Source organism: Paenibacillus taichungensis (genome assembly GCF_003287275.1).
In the GTDB taxonomy this organism is placed as follows: Bacteria; Bacillota; Bacilli; order Paenibacillales; family Paenibacillaceae; genus Paenibacillus; species Paenibacillus taichungensis_A.
The window spans coordinates 407,638-423,716 of the sequence record NZ_QEVW01000005.1 but is presented as its reverse complement, the minus strand read 5'-3'; the positions used below and the strand labels follow the sequence as shown (position 1 = coordinate 423,716).

General features: G+C 45.0%; 19 protein-coding genes. 17 read left to right on the top strand and 2 right to left on the bottom strand.

Annotation, left to right across the window (positions count from 1 at the left end):
- Positions 1 to 8: 8 nt before the first annotated feature.
- The 10 genes from DC345_RS06995 to DC345_RS06950 all read left to right on the top strand — a co-directional run bounded on the left by DC345_RS06995 (position 9) and on the right by DC345_RS06950 (position 8,521).
- Positions 9 to 509 carry a GNAT family N-acetyltransferase gene (locus DC345_RS06995; protein ID WP_113052493.1) on the top strand — a complete coding sequence of 167 codons (501 nt, stop codon included), beginning with the start codon at positions 9 to 11 and terminating at the stop codon, positions 507 to 509.
- A 50-nt stretch (positions 510 to 559) separates the two neighbouring features.
- The gene (locus DC345_RS06990; RefSeq protein WP_113052492.1) at positions 560 to 1,072 is read left to right on the top strand and encodes a DUF6886 family protein; all 513 of its coding nucleotides are present in this window, start codon (positions 560 to 562) and stop codon (positions 1,070 to 1,072) included.
- A 49-nt stretch (positions 1,073 to 1,121) separates the two neighbouring features.
- Positions 1,122 to 1,883, top strand: a complete 762-nt coding sequence (locus DC345_RS06985; RefSeq protein WP_181586517.1) for an HAD family hydrolase — start codon at positions 1,122 to 1,124, stop codon at positions 1,881 to 1,883.
- Positions 1,884 to 2,055: 172 nt separating this feature from the next.
- A complete protein-coding gene (locus DC345_RS06980; protein ID WP_109999975.1) occupies positions 2,056 to 2,604 on the top strand; it encodes a glutathione peroxidase in 549 nt (182 codons plus the stop codon).
- Positions 2,605 to 2,764: 160 nt separating this feature from the next.
- Positions 2,765 to 3,625: an AraC family transcriptional regulator gene (locus DC345_RS06975; protein WP_113052490.1), complete on the top strand. Its 861-nt coding sequence runs from the start codon at positions 2,765 to 2,767 to the stop codon at positions 3,623 to 3,625.
- 54 nt (positions 3,626 to 3,679) lie between these two features.
- The gene (locus DC345_RS06970; RefSeq protein ID WP_113052489.1) at positions 3,680 to 4,450 is read left to right on the top strand and encodes an acyl-[acyl-carrier-protein] thioesterase; all 771 of its coding nucleotides are present in this window, start codon (positions 3,680 to 3,682) and stop codon (positions 4,448 to 4,450) included.
- 172 nt (positions 4,451 to 4,622) lie between these two features.
- The gene (locus tag DC345_RS06965; RefSeq protein WP_113052488.1) at positions 4,623 to 4,868 is read left to right on the top strand and encodes a hypothetical protein; all 246 of its coding nucleotides are present in this window, start codon (positions 4,623 to 4,625) and stop codon (positions 4,866 to 4,868) included.
- Between the two features lie 140 nt (positions 4,869 to 5,008).
- On the top strand, positions 5,009 to 5,611 hold the full coding sequence (locus DC345_RS06960) for a nitroreductase family protein (protein ID WP_113052487.1): 603 nt from the start codon (positions 5,009 to 5,011) through the stop codon (positions 5,609 to 5,611).
- Between the two features lie 151 nt (positions 5,612 to 5,762).
- Complete coding sequence (locus DC345_RS06955; protein WP_258530581.1) at positions 5,763 to 7,394, top strand: S-layer homology domain-containing protein; 1,632 nt, start codon at positions 5,763 to 5,765, stop codon at positions 7,392 to 7,394.
- A gap of 197 nt (positions 7,395 to 7,591) precedes the next feature.
- Positions 7,592 to 8,521, top strand: coding sequence for an NAD(P)/FAD-dependent oxidoreductase (locus DC345_RS06950; protein ID WP_113052486.1), 930 nt, complete (start codon positions 7,592 to 7,594; stop codon positions 8,519 to 8,521).
- Positions 8,522 to 8,681: 160 nt separating this feature from the next.
- Here DC345_RS06950 and DC345_RS06945 read toward each other — a convergent pair whose 3' ends face one another.
- Positions 8,682 to 8,870 carry a hypothetical protein gene (locus DC345_RS06945; protein WP_099852957.1) on the bottom strand — a complete coding sequence of 63 codons (189 nt, stop codon included), beginning with the start codon at positions 8,868 to 8,870 and terminating at the stop codon, positions 8,682 to 8,684.
- Between the two features lie 147 nt (positions 8,871 to 9,017).
- On the opposite strand from DC345_RS06945, the gene DC345_RS06940 reads away from it, so the two are divergent.
- The 6 genes from DC345_RS06940 to DC345_RS06915 all read left to right on the top strand — a co-directional run bounded on the left by DC345_RS06940 (position 9,018) and on the right by DC345_RS06915 (position 13,951).
- Complete coding sequence (locus tag DC345_RS06940) at positions 9,018 to 10,445, top strand: FAD-binding oxidoreductase (RefSeq protein ID WP_113052485.1); 1,428 nt, start codon at positions 9,018 to 9,020, stop codon at positions 10,443 to 10,445.
- On the top strand, positions 10,442 to 10,996 hold the full coding sequence (locus DC345_RS06935; protein ID WP_113052484.1) for an MFS transporter: 555 nt from the start codon (positions 10,442 to 10,444) through the stop codon (positions 10,994 to 10,996). Before DC345_RS06940 ends, DC345_RS06935 begins: the two co-directional genes overlap by 4 nt.
- Before the next feature lie 115 nt (positions 10,997 to 11,111).
- Positions 11,112 to 11,465 carry a DUF3243 domain-containing protein gene (locus DC345_RS06930; protein WP_113052483.1) on the top strand — a complete coding sequence of 118 codons (354 nt, stop codon included), beginning with the start codon at positions 11,112 to 11,114 and terminating at the stop codon, positions 11,463 to 11,465.
- Positions 11,466 to 11,700: 235 nt separating this feature from the next.
- A complete protein-coding gene (locus DC345_RS06925; RefSeq protein WP_113052482.1) occupies positions 11,701 to 12,267 on the top strand; it encodes a hypothetical protein in 567 nt (188 codons plus the stop codon).
- Positions 12,268 to 12,425: 158 nt separating this feature from the next.
- Positions 12,426 to 13,283 carry a heme o synthase gene (gene cyoE, locus DC345_RS06920; protein ID WP_113052481.1) on the top strand — a complete coding sequence of 286 codons (858 nt, stop codon included), beginning with the start codon at positions 12,426 to 12,428 and terminating at the stop codon, positions 13,281 to 13,283.
- Between the two features lie 185 nt (positions 13,284 to 13,468).
- Positions 13,469 to 13,951, top strand: coding sequence for a tetratricopeptide repeat protein (locus DC345_RS06915; RefSeq protein ID WP_113052480.1), 483 nt, complete (start codon positions 13,469 to 13,471; stop codon positions 13,949 to 13,951).
- A 21-nt stretch (positions 13,952 to 13,972) separates the two neighbouring features.
- Here the strand turns inward: DC345_RS06915 and DC345_RS06910 are convergent, their stop codons facing one another.
- A complete protein-coding gene (locus DC345_RS06910; RefSeq protein WP_113052479.1) occupies positions 13,973 to 14,848 on the bottom strand; it encodes a LysR family transcriptional regulator in 876 nt (291 codons plus the stop codon).
- Between the two features lie 165 nt (positions 14,849 to 15,013).
- Between DC345_RS06910 and DC345_RS06905 the strand changes: the two genes are divergently transcribed.
- Complete coding sequence (locus DC345_RS06905) at positions 15,014 to 15,961, top strand: DMT family transporter (RefSeq protein ID WP_113052478.1); 948 nt, start codon at positions 15,014 to 15,016, stop codon at positions 15,959 to 15,961.
- The last annotated feature ends 118 nt before the right edge of the window (positions 15,962 to 16,079 follow it).

Here is a 16,079-nt window from a genome sequence, read left to right as displayed (position 1 = left end):
CTTATGCCATGATCAGATTGTGCAACAGCGTGGACGCAGATGCAATGGTTGAGATCATTAATGATGCAGCAAAGGCATACCAGGGTGTAATTCCAGAGGATCGCTATCATGAACCCTATATGCCATTGCAAGAATTGAATCAGGAAATCCGTGATGGCGTCGTATTCTGGGGCTTTGAAGAAAATAATAGATTATGGGGCGTTATGGGAATTCAGGATAAAGGTGATGTTGCTTTAATCAGGCACGCATATGTAAGAACTCACCAACGAGGGAGCGGGATAGGCACAAAACTGTTGGCTCATCTGGTGGCATCAACCGACAAACCGATATTAATAGGAACCTGGGATTCAGCAGAATGGGCTATAAAATTCTATTTAAAAAATGGTTTTACACTAGTTTCTTCGGATGAGAAGAAGCAGTTATTAACTCGATACTGGAACGTTCCTGAAAGACAAATTGAAACCTCTGTCGTTTTATGTGACGGGAAGTGGAGCGCTGTTGGAATGTAAAAGCATTTTTTCCGAGGCTTAAGAATCACTAAATGATGTGAGGTGCTTGAATGCTTTATCATTTTAGCGAGGTTTCAGATATCCATGTTTTTATTCCAAGAGAGCAACAAAACAGAGCTGAATTTCCAGCAGTGGTGTGGGCTATTGATGAAGAGCATGAATATTCATATTACTTTCCAAGAGATTGCCCTAGAATCATCTGTAAAAAGACTGACACTTTAAGTGATGAGAATAGGGAGAAGTTTTTCAAGCATTCTGATGCTGATATCATCGTTACGGTTGAAAGTTCATGGTATCCGAGTATTATGAATCAGACCCTGTACAGGTACCAATTCGATGACACGACTTTTGAACTTTTTGATCCAACGGCGGGATACTACATTTCTTATCAGGTTAATAAGCCTCTACATATAGACCGCATGGATGGTTTAATGGAGAGATTATTTAAGAAAGGAATTGAACTCAGATTTACTCCAAATCTGTACCCACTGAGAGAGGCGATACTTACATCGGATTTCAAAGAATTTGGAATACATCGATTCAATAATGCAACGAAAGTTTAGAGTGAACTTGAGTAGCATAGGGGGGATTTCTATACAATATCCAATAGTAGTGTTAGATTTGGATGGAACATTACTCAACACAGATAAACAAATTTCGAAACGGAATTATGAGGCAATGGTGACATGCTCTAAACAAGGGATCAGATTTATCTATGCTACAGCACGTCCACCAAGAGCAGTAAGGTTGCTTTTACCTGAGGAGCTGCTTCATAGCGGTTCTTTTATATATTACAATGGAGCCTATATCCACTGCAATTACACTGGTATTCAACAATATGAACACATAAATCCTGCAATCACTGCTGAATTAATAAATTATGGCATGGAAATTAACAATGAACTGGGTTTAAGCCTTGAAGTGGAGGATCAATGGATTAGTTTAAAAGAATATGATTATAAAACGCTTATGAGAGTTAAAGAAAACCCAACGATAAAATCATTAGAAGAGCTCAAAGGTATTGCTGCAACAAAAGTACTTTTTACGGGATTCAAGGATATAGATTTTCTCAAAGAGAAGTTTGCATCCAGATTAAATGTTTTGGTTACAGACGATGGTAATCTTGTTCAAATCTCATCAATCAAAGCCTCCAAAGAAAATGCATTGAGAATTTTATGTAAGGCAATGAAAATAAAAGTTGAAGATGTAATGGTTTTTGGTGATGATTTTAATGATATCGGGCTATTTGAAATATGTGGCTGGTCGGTAGCCATGGGTAATGCAATTGAAGAGTTGAAGATTCTCTCGAAAGAGATCACTGATACGAATGATTCTGACGGAGTTGCGAAAGTGTTGGAACGGATGTTGAGTTGATTAATTTTAAAATTTGGGATGAACGATATCAATTCGATAACGAGATGGATGTACTTGTAACGCTATGGTAGTTATAGGCTCTTTTTTACGATACAGAATCTTCTATTTCGTATATAATAGAAATTCATATGAGTCTGTATAACTACATAACATCGCGAGGTGCACCCATATCATGCCAACCATCTATGATTTTAGCGTAACCAAAACGAGTGGAGAACGTTTCCCGCTCTATCAATACGAAGGAAAACCTGTACTGATCGTGAATACAGCGAGCAAGTGTAAGTACACGCATCAGTTCGACGACATGCAGAAGCTTTATGACCGATATAAAGAGCAAGGACTTCAGATCATTGGTTTTCCTTGTAATCAGTTTGCAGAGCAAGAGCCGGGAAGCAGTGAAGAAGCGGAGTCCTTTTGTCAGATTAACTATGGCGTGAAATTCCCCATGTTCTCCAAGATGGATGTCAATGGAGAAGCAGCGCATCCACTGTATGACTTTTTGAAAAAATCGGGACCGTTTGCAGGTTTTGATGAGTCAGATGTGCAAGCGAAACTGCTGAAGCTGATGGTTGCGGACAAAGCACCGGAATGGTTGCATGGGGATGCAATTAAATGGAACTTCACGAAGTTTCTGATTGATGCCGAAGGGCATGTGGTTAAACGTTTTGAACCTGTTGACTCGATTGACGAGATCCAGGCGAGTATTGAACAGCTACTGTAAGTTATCTTTCACAATCCCAAAAGGCCATGACACTTACCGTGCAAACAAACGGATATGTGCATGGCCTTCTATATTTCAAAAGTCCGTCCAATACTATCCGACATGATGTGAAACGGGTAAAATGGTAAGAAACCCTCTCCAGAACAGGAGGTACTTGAACGTGCCAAGTGTAATGCAATTTAGTGGCCCACTGGAATATAGCTATCGCTCCACCAGCACGTACGACCCTGGAGCATCGGACGGATTTCATTCGCATCCGCAATATGAGGTGTACTATTTTCATGATGGCGAATGCACCTATCTGATTGGGGATCGAGTCTATAACCTTGAACCGGGTGATCTGGTCCTGATGCATGGCATGACCCTTCATCGGCCACATCCCATGCCAGGCAGACCGTATGTGCGAACGACGCTGCACTTCGATCCCTCGGCCATCCGCAGCAGTCTGCACCCGGATCGGGTGAGCGAAGTCCTAAAGCCGTTCGAAGAACTAAGAAACTGCCGGATCAATCTGACAGGCAGTATTCGCTCCGAATTCGAAGCTTTGCTGTTGAGTCTGCATCAGCTTACGGTGAATCCGGGGGATTTCAAAGAGGAACGCATGAACGTTCGTTTATGTGACCTGCTGTATGTTATAGCTGGAATCTGCCGAGGGAGGGTCGAGGACCACCTTCCCTCTTCCGAGAAGGAGCGGCATGTACAGCATATCATTGGTTATGTCGAAACCCATTATATGGAGGACATTGGTCTGGATGATCTGGCAAGTGAGCTTCATCTGTCCAAGCCTTACTTGGCAGGATTGTTTAAAGAAATGACGGGCAGTACCATATTTAAATATGTGTATGACCGCCGCATTAATCAGGCTAAACTGCTATTTCAGTTCCAGCCGGATATCAGTGTGACAGAGGCCAGCCGACTGGCCGGGTTCAAACGTTTATCCCATTTCAGTCGAATGTTCAAACAAAGTGTAGGGTGTGCACCTGATTTGTACCGCAGTCGATTACATCGATCGTTTGATTAATGTAGTGTTGCGGATCAAGATTTTACATGCTACACAGCCTGAGGAGGTTACTGAATGCAATCTGAACAACCATTCAAGCTTGATTACCAAATTGGATCAGCCGATGCCGATTACAGATCACAATGTCGTGCATCTGCTTTACTGGAACATATGCAGCTGGCAGCAGACCGCGATTTAGCAGGCATGGGAGTTACCGTATCGCAGATGCTGGATCAGGGATTGGGCTGGATGCTATTAACGACAGATGTCACGATCATACGCCCAGCCCGATTGGAAGAAGAGGTATCCTTGCAGACATGGCATAAAGAAAATAAAGGTGTGACATGGTTAAGGGATTATATCCTCACAGATCGAGAGGGGACACATCTGTCTGAGGCTCGCACAGCTTGGGCGTTGGTCGATCTAAAGAGACGCAGAGTCGTCAGACCATCAGCTTTGCCTTTTGAAGTGAAATCGCATCCCGATTTATCCTTAGGTGAAGCCCCTGCTAAAGTGACGGTCCCCTCTGAACTCAGCTTGCAGGAAAAATATCGTCTAACTGTACAATACAGCAGCACAGATAGTAATGGTCATATGAACAACGCCCGGTATGCAGACATATGTTGTGATGCATTAACACTGGATGAACTGGCTTCAGGTATGATCCGTCTGCAAATTTCATATCATCGTGAGATTCGTATGCAGGAGCAAATGATTGTTGAGCGTTCAGAGGTTACTGAGGGGGCTGTGTGGGTCCGAGGAAGATTGGATGAAGAGAATGAGAGTATCATTTTTGAAGCCAAATTGACTCTCGGAGATTTCATTGCTTCGCCCGGTGATCAATAAAATGGAACTGAATACAAGTAGATGAAGTCAACCCGTCCGTTCTGGTTGGCTTTTTTTCTATTTGACTCAGACATAGATGCCCCTGTCACGTTCATCTCATATTTGCTCCGTGTTTAGAAGTCAGACAGAAAAGGTAAAAGAAGGGTAAATGAAAACGGAGGAGGAATCACGAATGAAAGAGCGCACACCGGATCAAAATAACAAGGAAACACATAAGGATCGTTCCCATGATAATCCAGAGCAGTATCCAACAGAGCAGGAAAGTTTGCTTGACCGGCATGAAGAAGAGCAGACGGTGGACCCCATTCCGATGGAAGATCTGAATATGGAAAAGCAGGAAGAGAAGAATAAGGATCAAACCAAGAGCAATTCGTCATCGGAAGAGAAATATCGAGCAGATTACCGCGAGTCCAAGTGATCAGAATCATGCAATAGCTATGTGAAACGAATAAATGTACACTAAGTGAGTATAAAATAGTTTGTTGACTAATGTATGTTACTATATTATAGTTACTATGTTGGCAACTTAGGAAATACCATTTTGGGAGGCGAATATTTGTGTCTAAATCTTTCTTTGAAGCGTTGAAAAACAGAAGATCTTATTATGGAATCAGTAAGGAATCCACAATCTCGGATGCTAAAATTCAGGAAATCGTGGAAGAAGCGGTAAAATACACTCCGACTTCATTCAACTCACAAACATCTCGTGCCGTAGTATTGCTCGGTGAACAACACGACAAACTGTGGAATCACACGGAAGAAATTTTGCGTGAAGTGGTAGGAAATGAAGAAGCCTTCAAATCCACAGCTGAAAAAATGGCCGGATTCCGTAGTGGATACGGTACAGTACTCTTCTTCGAAGACAACAATGTCATTGCACAGCTTCAACAAAATTTTGCAGCTTATGCGGATAACTTCCCGATCTGGGCGAACCAATCTAACGGTATGTTGCAACTGGTGATCTGGACTGCTTTGGAACAAGAAGGTCTGGGCGCTTCCCTGCAGCACTATAACCCGTTGATTGATGAGAAGGTCAAACAAGAATGGAACATTCCAGAGAACTGGAGACTGATCGCTCAAATGCCATTCGGCAAACCAACATCAACTCCAGGCGAGAAAGAATTCCAACCGATTGAACAACGTGTAAAAGTACACAAGTAAGACTTTCGCTTGAAGCCAAATGTGACCTCGATTCATAAAAAAATTGAGGAGCACTGGTTCATCGAATTTCCCAATATTTAACCACATACGGCCTCGCTTCAATTTGATACGATGATGTAGATCGTACTCCAATGAAGCGAGGCTTTTTGATGTGAATAATAGAATAAACAAACGTACCCGGCGAAAGCTATGGAATGCTATTTTGTGCGGTGTACTAGTGATAGGATCAATCTCCATCGGTGAATCCACAGCTCAGGCAGCAGCGACACAGCAGGGGTTCAAGGATACAACCTCCAGTTATGCCAAGGATGCGATTGCACATCTCGTCAAGGCAGGAATTGCTGCTGGAACCTCCGAGAATACGTTTGAACCCAAAAAGGCAGTCACTCGTGCTGAATTTGCAACATTTGCTGTGAGACTGCTAGGTTTGAAACCTGTTAAAAACAATATTAATCCTTATAACGATGTTAGCATGAGCGCTTGGTACTACGGTAACGTTGCAGCCATGACCAATCTTTCCATACTTGAGGGCAAGAGTCAGGGCGTGTTCCAGCCAAACGCCTCCATTACGCGGGAAGAAGCGGCTGCACTGCTGGTGAGGATGCTGAAACAATCCTCCAAATCAACGAATCTCCTGTCATCCACGTATGACGATGCAGCTAAGATATCCGAATGGGCGCGTCCTTATGTGCAGACTGTATATCAGCTTGGTTTGATGCGTGGCAGTGATGGCAAGTTTCGCCCGCATGACCAAGTGACCAGAGAAGAGGCAGCAGTGATGCTGGATGCCATTTTGCAAAAGAAAACCTGGTCAGATCAGCTGAAAAGCGAGGATCAGCTTGGTATTCAGCTAGGATGGCAATATAACGCCTCTACAGCTGAGTTCAAGAAACAGATTGAACAATCGGAAGCAAATACACTAGTTCCCCGTTGGTTTTTCCTGAATAGCAGCATGAAAGTCACAGATCTTACGGACACGTCGCTATTATCCTGGGCAGCTGCTACAGACCGACAGATATGGCCATTGCTAGGCAATCGTTCGAACCCGGACCTTACTCACCAGATGTTATCGAGCTCAGCCAACCGGGCTTCAGTGATCTCACAGGTCACCTCTTTTGTGAAAACATATAAACTGGATGGCATTAACGTGGATTTCGAAAACGTACTGCCAGCTGATCGTGAAGGAATGACTGCATTTATTACTTCCCTGACAACGGCTTTGCACGCACTGGGCGCTGTTGTATCCGTGGATGTATCACCCGACCTGGGGACAGACTGGACCGATGCATTTGATTATGCGCAATTGGGCGCCGTATCGGATTACATGGTACTGATGGGATATGAAGAGCACTGGAACGGCGATCCGCAAGCAGGGTCTGTGGCATCTCTTCCTTGGGTTGAAAGGGCTCTGGATACGATGCTCGCTGAGGTAGTTCGCGCCAAAACAATTCTCGCCCTGCCTTTATATACACGGGATTGGTCTTCTGTTAATCCGGCAGCCAGTTCATGGGACATCACTTTGGCAGAACAGGGAACTCGTGCGCGAGCTTCAGGTTCCGTGAGACGATGGGATGCAGATCTGGTCCAATATATCATCGGCTACAACAGTAATGGGACACCGAGATATATATGGGCAGAGGACAGTCGTTCATTATCCGCGAAAGTAATGATGAGCGGAGAACGTAACATTGCGGGATTGGCATACTGGTATATGGGCGGAGAGACGGCAGATGTATGGAATGCCATTTCGAATGCTTCACGATTTGAATCATACATTTTCTAAATTCCGGTATTATAATCCTTCCTAAAACCGACCCAAACGTACCGTTATTCAGACGGATGGTTTGGGTTGTTTTATTTTGGTAAAAGCTAAGTTGTAATGGATCACGTTTGATTTTGGTTGAACGGTGTAAATGGATAGAAGGATAGTGAACTGTCCAATAACATAGAAGAGATAGAAGCATAGGAGGGAGATGGAGCATGCGAGAGTATGATTGCATCATAGTAGGTGGAGGACTCGCAGGACTTCAGGCAGCTATTCAGATGGGTCGTTATTCTTCCCATCGGGTATTGGTAGTGGACGCAGGAGAAGGCAGGTCAACGTTATGCCGAACCTATCATAATATTCTTGGTTTTCCTGAAGGAGTATCTGGTGAAGAGCTGCGCTCCAAAGGCAGAATGCAGGCAGAACGGACTGGAGTGTCTTTTGAGAAAGACCGTATCATTAAGGCAGGACGCCGGGGAGAACAGATTCAATTGTTCGGCTCTTCCGGCTCTGAATATATGGCAAAAACAGTCTTACTGGCAACTGGACTAACGGACAGGATACCGGCCATTCCGGGATTGAGGCCTACGTTGGGACGAACAGTATATGTGTGCCCGGATTGCGATGGATATGAGATTCAGGATCATCGCACGATATTGCTGGGTGCAGGCGAAGCCGGTGCAAACATGGCTATGGTTTTGATTCAACGTACCAATGAGTTATTGTATATCAACCATGAGCAGTCGCCAATCTCCGCTGAACTTCATCGAAGCATGAAAGAGGCAGGAGTTCGTTACCTTGAGGCCGCCGTCCAAGAAGTGCAACAGATGGAAGATGGTCATATTACGGGTGTACTGACGGAAGATGGACAGATTTATGAGTCAGAGCGTGGATTCATTGCGTTTGGAGGCAATCGTGTACATTATGAACTGGCAGAGCAGCTTGGAGCCGTCATTGCGGATAATAAACACGTGGAAGCCAACCCGCGTAGTATGCTGGCCGCGCCTAATGTATGGATTGCCGGGGATCTGGGTCTGCATGCGGAACAAGCTACGGTTGCCATGGGCGAAGGTTCGATTGCTGCGATCTGGATTCACAAGGCATTGCAACAGATGAAAAAGGAAAACAAGGTGAATCAGATTTAAACACAAATTAATAAGCAGATTAAGATGCATATTCAAATGCAGATGGTGAAAAGCTCCTCTCGATAGAAAAAAATTTAAAGTCCCCCGACCGTTATGACTAAGGTTGGAGGACTTTTTGCGTTACATGTAAACCGCTTCTATAAGGATGGACTGAATTAATTTATTTGCTGTTTGTATCGCGGGTCTCGGCCGTTTTGCCTTTGTGAGGATGGGTAATATTGTCTACGATTTCTCCTACGGCTTCTTCAATCATGTCGGTTGGGCCGGGATTGTCCGGATCTGGGTGTAGAATTGTATTAACACCTGGCTCAAGATCTTTGTTTTTTCGCTCTTTTTTATATTCATTCATGGAAAATCCCTCCTTATTCAGGTATGTTTAAGGTGTTCCTTAACATATCCAATCCTTGTAATCTATATGTAAACGATTAACCAATTGAATCAAATTGAAACGCTATGTGTTAGGGGAGGAGGAGTTCATCTGTTCAAAAAAACGAGCATGCTCCTGTTACTTCTTGCTTTATGTGTGTGGACATATTGGAGAACGGATAGCGATGATCAGAATCCATATCTGATTACCGACTACAGCCGCCTTCATCCGGTAAAGGTTGAACGTGTGGTCGAAGGTCATGAAGAACAGCAGCTCGTTGAATTGCTTCAGGACGCTCGAGAGCGAAATCTAACGATCTCGATTGCCGGGCAGCGTCATAGTCAGGGAGGGCACACCTACTATAAAGATGGCATTGTCATAGACATGACTTCGTATAACAAAGTGCTGGAAGTTAATACCGATGCCAAAAAGGTACGTGTGCAGGCTGGGGCGACCTGGTCTGACGTACAGCGAGCCATTAACCCATATGGACTGGCGGTCAAAAATATGCAGTCCCAAAATATTTTCACTGTAGGCGGATCTATCAGTGTGAATGCGCACGGTCGAGAGCTTCATCAAGGTTCCTTAATTGAAAGTGTCGATTCCTTTCATCTCTTGACGGCAGATGGTCAGATTAGGCAAGTAAGTCGCAGCGAGAATACAGAGCTTTTCCCGCTTGTACTCGGGGGTTACGGACTGTTTGGCGTGATTCTGGACGTTACGTTGAAGTTAACGGATGACGAAGTCTATCGTCTCACAACTGAGCAGGTGCAGGTTGAGGACTACCCGTCTTATTTTCAAAAGAATATCCTGGGAGACCCGATGATGCGAATGCATCTGGCCCGAATTTCAATTCAGCCCGGTGAAGGCTACTTTCACGAGATGTACGCATTGAATTATGCCTCTGATCCAACGGCTTCACTGGAAGATTATAATCATCTGGATGAACGTGAAAGTGGCGTGCTTCCCAGCAAACTCCTGTTCAATCTGAACCGTGAATTCGAATGGGGGCGGGCCTGGTTTTGGCCGCTTCAACAGCGGTACTTCGAGTCACAGGATGGCAAGATGATTAGCCGCAACAATGCGATGGCTTCTGCGTCTGCCTTCATGGAGTATCATCAGCCCGGTGAAAATGATTTGCTGCAGGAATATTTTATTCCGGTTGATGCCTTTCCCGCATTTGTTCAGGAGATGGGTGAGATTGTATCCCAGGAGCAATTGGATCTGCTTAACATTACAGTCAGGTATGTGAAGCATGATGAAGAAGCTGTACTTTCCTATGCAACACAGGATATGTTCGGTCTTGTCTGTTTATTTCACGCTTCATTGTCCGAGGAAGAACAAGGGAAGTTCAAAGACAGTATGCAGCAGCTGATAGATGCCGTCCTTCGATATAACGGAACATATTATCTGCCCTATGCAGGTTATGCAACTTCAGAGCAATTCGAACAGGCTTATCCACGAAAGAGTGAGTTTTTTGCAGCCAAAGAAAAGGTTGACCCCAATCATCTTTTTATGAACTATTTTATGGAGCAGTATGGAGGAAATCATCCATGAATATCAAGTGGCTTGTTCGATCTCAAAGTATTGTTACGCTCGCTTCGGGCATGATTTATCCGTATTATCTTTTGTTTCTCAAAAATCTGGGTAACAGCTTCTCCAAATATGGGCTTGCCTTTGCCGTATTTACAATCAGCTCGGCTGCTGCTTCACAATGGCTCGCTTCCCGGATGGATCGACACGCCAAGAAGTGGCTCATTGTAAGTTCGGTAGGGATGGCCGCGGCCATGATTGCATTCCCTTGGGTCATATCCTACATCTGGGTGCTGCTGCTGCAAATGATGATGGGCATATGCAATGCGATGCAGCGGATGAGTGAACGGGTGCTGCTCGCCGATTATACGGTTGCTGGGCAACGGGGATCAGCTGTAGGCAACTATCATTTCTGGACATCCGCCGCGTCAGGATTTGCGGTTATTATTGGCGGTGTGCTGATTGATTGGCTGACGATCGATGTATTATTTTATCTGAGTGCCATACTGTATATGTGGGGAGCTCTGGCAGTATGGCGATTACGAAGCATTTCTGAGGAAGCAGTAGATGGATAAAGGATAGAAATGTCTGATTAATCTCCGGTGAGAAGTTTATATTATAGATAACCTGGTATGATTAAGCATTTTGCTTACATTCCACATAGCGAGTATTCTCAAGGAGGTTTTTCAGATGAACGAACAAAATCATGTTATCCATAAAGATGGCCAAGTTTCAACGGACAAAGTAGACAATGCGATTGATAAGATTGCACCGGAGGAACGGGAACAGATTTTACAGAATTTTGATGCCTTCAAAGAATATCTGGGCAAACGAATTGCAATGGGAGAATCGATTGGACTGGGTGAGGAGCAGATGGCCAAAATTGCTGAGAAAGTAGCGGACTATTTGGCTGCCCGGGAAGAGCCGCGTAACCGTGAGGAGAAGTTGCTGCAAGAACTGTGGAATGTCGGGAAAGAGGAAGAGCGCCATATGCTGGCTCATATGCTAGTGCGTCTGGCACAAGGTTCAACCCCGAATCATTAAGATCGAGCTGAAACTAAAAGCTAAGCCAACAGAGACTCTGGATGCCATTGCATTCGGGGTCTCTTTTTGATGACACCTATTGTAACTATTTTTCATCTGGCTGATACTTTTGCAGCGTGTACACCCAGTATGATAGGGATAGTAGAAAGAAAGATTAAATATTCAGATGAGCGTTTGAAGAGAAAGCCTTCCGGTTAAGGAATAGTAACGTTCATAATAAGGAGAGATGCTGCCTATGAAGAACGCGGCGAAACAATGGAAATTACGAATGCTGGGTGCGGCTGTTGCATTGCTTGGCATGATTGTACTTGCTACATATTTGCTTACACCAGCGAACGCTGAGGGGAGCAGGGACTCTGTACAGGCTTCTGCCAAAGAAGCGCAGGCTGCAAACTCTGAGATGTTTACAGCGTATGTGGAAGACATACAGCATGAGGATGGTAAATTGTACTTGATTGTAGACAAGATTGGCTGGTACCAAGGTGCTGAGGCTGATAAAGTTTTTGAACAACGCAATCCGGACTCCGGTATAGATGGTGCTCCTGATGGTTATTATATTGTTAATGATAGCAAAGAGCAGGAAAAGGTAGAAGTAAGTGCTGATGCTGAAGTGTTGATGCAGTTGTATGATCGTGATGGTACAGTGTCGGGTACCAACATTCAATGGAATGAATCAGTGGCGCTCAGCAAGTTCGAATCCTTGTATGAGAATACCAATATTATCGATCTGTCCGTATTCCCGTATCACCTCACTGTGCAGGACGGCAAAGTGACCAAAATTGTACAGCAGTACATTCCATAAAATTAGATCAGAATGCAACGGTTAAGCATTCCTCCGGTTCCATTGAACCGGCAGGGATGCTTTTTGGTTATGACAAATTCATGAAGGAGATTGTAATTCATGGTATGTACATGTATCATTATAGGAATGGTGTTTTTACATAGTTCAGGAGGCTTCTCATGCTTAAAGACATGATTGCGTTAACGAAACCCGGACTTTTGCGGCTGAATGTGTTTGCGGTAGCGGTAGGGTTCTGGGTCGCTTCAAAATGGGATATCTCGTGGATATCTCTGCTCATGGTGTTGATTGGATCAACCTTGGTCATCGCTTCGGCTTGTGTCATTAACAACTACTGGGATCGTGAATTGGATCAGAAGATGGAGCGTACCAAAAAACGGATTGATTACATCAATCATCTTAAACCCAAGTTTGTATTGGGGTATGGAATTGTTCTTGGTGTGGTTGGTTTTGTGCTGCTGTACTTCCTGGTCAATCCGTTATCCGGTTGGATGGCACTCCTTGGATGGTTTGCTTATATCGTGATCTACACGATGTGGCTGAAACGCAGCTCGACCTGGAGTACGTCATTGGGTGGAATTGCGGGGGCGATGCCGCCTGTAATCGGTTATTGTGCGGTAACCAATCAGATTGATGCAGGTGCCTGGTTGCTGTTTGCGCTGTTATTCCTGTGGCAGCCACCTCACTTCTGGTCACTCGGGATTCGCAGAGTGGAAGAATATCGTGCAGCCGGTTTCCCACTGTTGCCGGTAGTCAAAGGTGTGAAGCGTACAAAGGTGCAGATGATTCCTTACGTGTTTCTGTTGCTTCCTGCTGTATTTCTGTTGTATTACTACAACTACGTTGGACTTGTGTTTCTGCTCGTATCCGCCATTGGTGGTCTGATCTGGTTGGTTCATACACTAAGCGGATTGAAAACTCAGGATAATGAGAAATGGGCAAAAGTTAACTTTCTGATCTCTGTCAATTATCTCATGGTTGTATTCATTGTAATGGTGGTAAACACAACCTGGTCCTAAGCGTTTCATCATTTTTGTGAAATGTTCGAACATGAAGATGCCAAAGTAGCAGACATCTTATGAAAAAAGCACGCTGTAGAATAGACTTGGACAACCTCTGGTTGTTCCGGCCATACTTCTAGGGGTGCTTTTTTGCTATAATTATACTATGGAAAATGATTTTGGAAGAATGGGAAGTGGAGTAGATGAATGATTTACAGCAGGCTATCCTCTTGAGGACGGAGGGGAAAATGCAGGAGGCGATAGAGCTGCTGCAGGAATTGGCATTACAGGAACCGGACAATGCGCAGGTTTGGTACCAGCTCGCTTGGGCTTATGATTCACTTGGACTGGAGCTTGAAGCGGTACCCCATTATGAGAAGGCTCTAGGTCTTGGGCTTCCGGTTGAGGACAGGACAGGTGCCATACTTGGACTTGGCAGCACGTATCGGACTCTGGGGCAGTACGAGCAGGCGAAGGCCTGGTTTGAAAAGGGGTTAAGTGAATTCCCGGAGAACCGGGAATTTGAAGTTTTTCTTGCTATGGTGCTCTACAATCTGGGCGAGCATGCGGAGGCTATGAGACGGCTGCTTGTACAACTGGCCGATACATCAAAGGATAAGGGAATAAACGACTACAGCAGAGCCATCCGTTTCTATGCAGATCAACTGGATCGAGTATGGGAATAGCTTGAGTCAACGGAGGACCAATTACAACGATGGGGTTAGCCATTCCTGTACCGCTTCAATGAACCGACGGGAAGCGGGGGACAGATTGGTGAGAGATGGGCAAGCGATGCCAATGGTACGATAAGGATCTCCTGTGAGTGGAACAAGAGCGAGCTCATTCGTATGGTGTTGAAGAACCATTGCAGGTAAAAGACTGATACCAAGACCGTTTCGAACCATTGCCATGATGGCCTGATCTTCGGCGACTTCATAGACGACATTCAATTTGGCTGCATGCTGCCGAATTAACCGTTCGATTTCGTTATCACCGCCCCATTTAGGCAAAATAAAGGGCTGTTCCAGCAGTACATCAAATGAGACAGACTTCTCCGTAGCGAGCGGATGTTCCAGAGGCAGGATGCACATCATCCTGTCTTTTTGTAATGGAATCGTCTCAAAAGGCGAAGAGTCGCCAAGGGACAGAAAGCCAAGATCGATGGCACCTCCAGCCAGCCAGCCTTCAATTTCTGCGTAGTCCCCTTCCCACAGCTTAATTTCGATTCCGGGATGACCGAGGCGAAATTGCTTCAGGATGCCAGGCAGCCACTGCGTGGATACACTGGCGAATGTGCCAATACGAACGGTTCCAATCTCGGCGCCGCGAATCAATGAAATCTCCTGGTTCATCAGTTCGGTCCAACGCAGAATTTCACGAGTATAGCCCAGAATCCGTTCCCCTTCGGCAGTAAGTCGTACACCGGAGCGGCCGCGATTCAGCAGCGAAAAACCACACTCGGTCTCCAGACTGGCGATGGCATGACTGACCGCTGATTGGGTAATATTCAATGCTTCTGCTGCTTTGGTGAGGCTGCCGTATTCCACTACGGCATTCAAAATTTCGTATTTGACCAATGACATGAAAGATTTCGTTCCTCTCTTCATTTAATACATGAGTTTATTTCATATGTTCTATTATAAATATTCATTTTTATAATGCAAAGAGATCGTTTATACTTGCCAAGGCGAGTTAGTTCGACAGAGCCTTGGATAGATTAAAATACATAGAATGAAGGTAGAAGCAAGATGAACGGAGTACGTGCACCACAAGGTCAGGCATCAAGAAGAGCAGATTTGCAGATGCTGCTTGCAACGGTAATATGGGGATCATCCTATCTGTTTATGAAATCAGGACTGGAGTCCATGCAGGAATTGAATCTGGTCGCTTTCCGGTTTGGAATTGCCTTTATCGCGGCAGCTGTCCTTTTCCATCGGCGACTGTTCAGAATGGATCGAGGAACGCTTGCAGCAGGGGTTATTATGGGAACGGCGTTATTCGCAGCCTTTGTATTTATCACTTATGGAGTACAGCGCACAACGGCTTCCCAGGCAGGATTTTTGATCAGTTTGGCAGTGATCTTTGTGCCCATCCTGACGACAATTCTGCATCGGCGAATGCCAGACTTGCGGTTAACGATAAGTATTCTTGTGGCGGTAATTGGGCTCGCGTTGTTGACACTTCAACATGAGCTTAGTCTGCATATGGGGGATATCCTTTGCATTCTCGCAGCATTAATGTACGCGATCTACATTATGATTGCTGGCAAGTATACGCCGAAACATGATCCGCTAACCTTGGGGACGGTTCAACTGGGCGTTGCAGCCCTGTGGGGGCTGGCTGCTACATTTCTTCTGGAGACGCCACGTTTACCTGACACACCTCAATCCTGGGCGGCCATTCTGGGTCTGGGAGTACTGTGCAGCGGCATTGGTTACATTTTGCAGACTCTGGCCCAGCGGCATGCTTCACCAACGCGAACAAGTCTGATCTTTTCGCTTGAACCACTGTTTGCAGCAGCATTTGCGTTTACCTTTCAAGGAGAGTCCCTTACATTGCAAGGGTATGCGGGGGCAGCACTGATGCTCATTGGTGTTCTGATTACAGAGATCAGAATCCCTTATCCGGTATTCTGGCGAAGAAAGCGGACGGCAATACAGACCGAACTGGGAGATCAGGGAGCACCGGGCGTATAATTTGGAAATAAAGCAAGAGTTCTTCCATTAACTTCATTGTGAAGCTGGTGGCGGAACTTTTTTTATTATTTATCCGGGGAAGTTTCAGAATCCATAACAAATCCTCAACCTAACAAAA

Coding starts and splice junctions, on each gene's coding strand:
- DC345_RS06990 (WP_113052492.1), top strand. CDS start 560: ATGCTTTATCATTTTAGCGAGGTTTCAGATATCCATGTTTTTATTCCA.
- DC345_RS06945 (WP_099852957.1), bottom strand. CDS start 8,870: ATGAATGAATATAAAAAAGAGCGAAAAAACAAAGATCTTGAGCCAGGT.
- DC345_RS06930 (WP_113052483.1), top strand. CDS start 11,112: ATGAACGAACAAAATCATGTTATCCATAAAGATGGCCAAGTTTCAACG.
- cyoE (WP_113052481.1), top strand. CDS start 12,426: ATGCTTAAAGACATGATTGCGTTAACGAAACCCGGACTTTTGCGGCTG.
- DC345_RS06995 (WP_113052493.1), top strand. CDS start 9: ATGATCAGATTGTGCAACAGCGTGGACGCAGATGCAATGGTTGAGATC.
- DC345_RS06935 (WP_113052484.1), top strand. CDS start 10,442: ATGAATATCAAGTGGCTTGTTCGATCTCAAAGTATTGTTACGCTCGCT.
- DC345_RS06970 (WP_113052489.1), top strand. CDS start 3,680: ATGCAATCTGAACAACCATTCAAGCTTGATTACCAAATTGGATCAGCC.
- DC345_RS06925 (WP_113052482.1), top strand. CDS start 11,701: ATGAAGAACGCGGCGAAACAATGGAAATTACGAATGCTGGGTGCGGCT.
- DC345_RS06950 (WP_113052486.1), top strand. CDS start 7,592: ATGCGAGAGTATGATTGCATCATAGTAGGTGGAGGACTCGCAGGACTT.
- DC345_RS06915 (WP_113052480.1), top strand. CDS start 13,469: ATGAATGATTTACAGCAGGCTATCCTCTTGAGGACGGAGGGGAAAATG.
- DC345_RS06910 (WP_113052479.1), bottom strand. CDS start 14,848: ATGTCATTGGTCAAATACGAAATTTTGAATGCCGTAGTGGAATACGGC.
- DC345_RS06980 (WP_109999975.1), top strand. CDS start 2,056: ATGCCAACCATCTATGATTTTAGCGTAACCAAAACGAGTGGAGAACGT.
- DC345_RS06965 (WP_113052488.1), top strand. CDS start 4,623: ATGAAAGAGCGCACACCGGATCAAAATAACAAGGAAACACATAAGGAT.
- DC345_RS06905 (WP_113052478.1), top strand. CDS start 15,014: ATGAACGGAGTACGTGCACCACAAGGTCAGGCATCAAGAAGAGCAGAT.
- DC345_RS06940 (WP_113052485.1), top strand. CDS start 9,018: ATGCTCCTGTTACTTCTTGCTTTATGTGTGTGGACATATTGGAGAACG.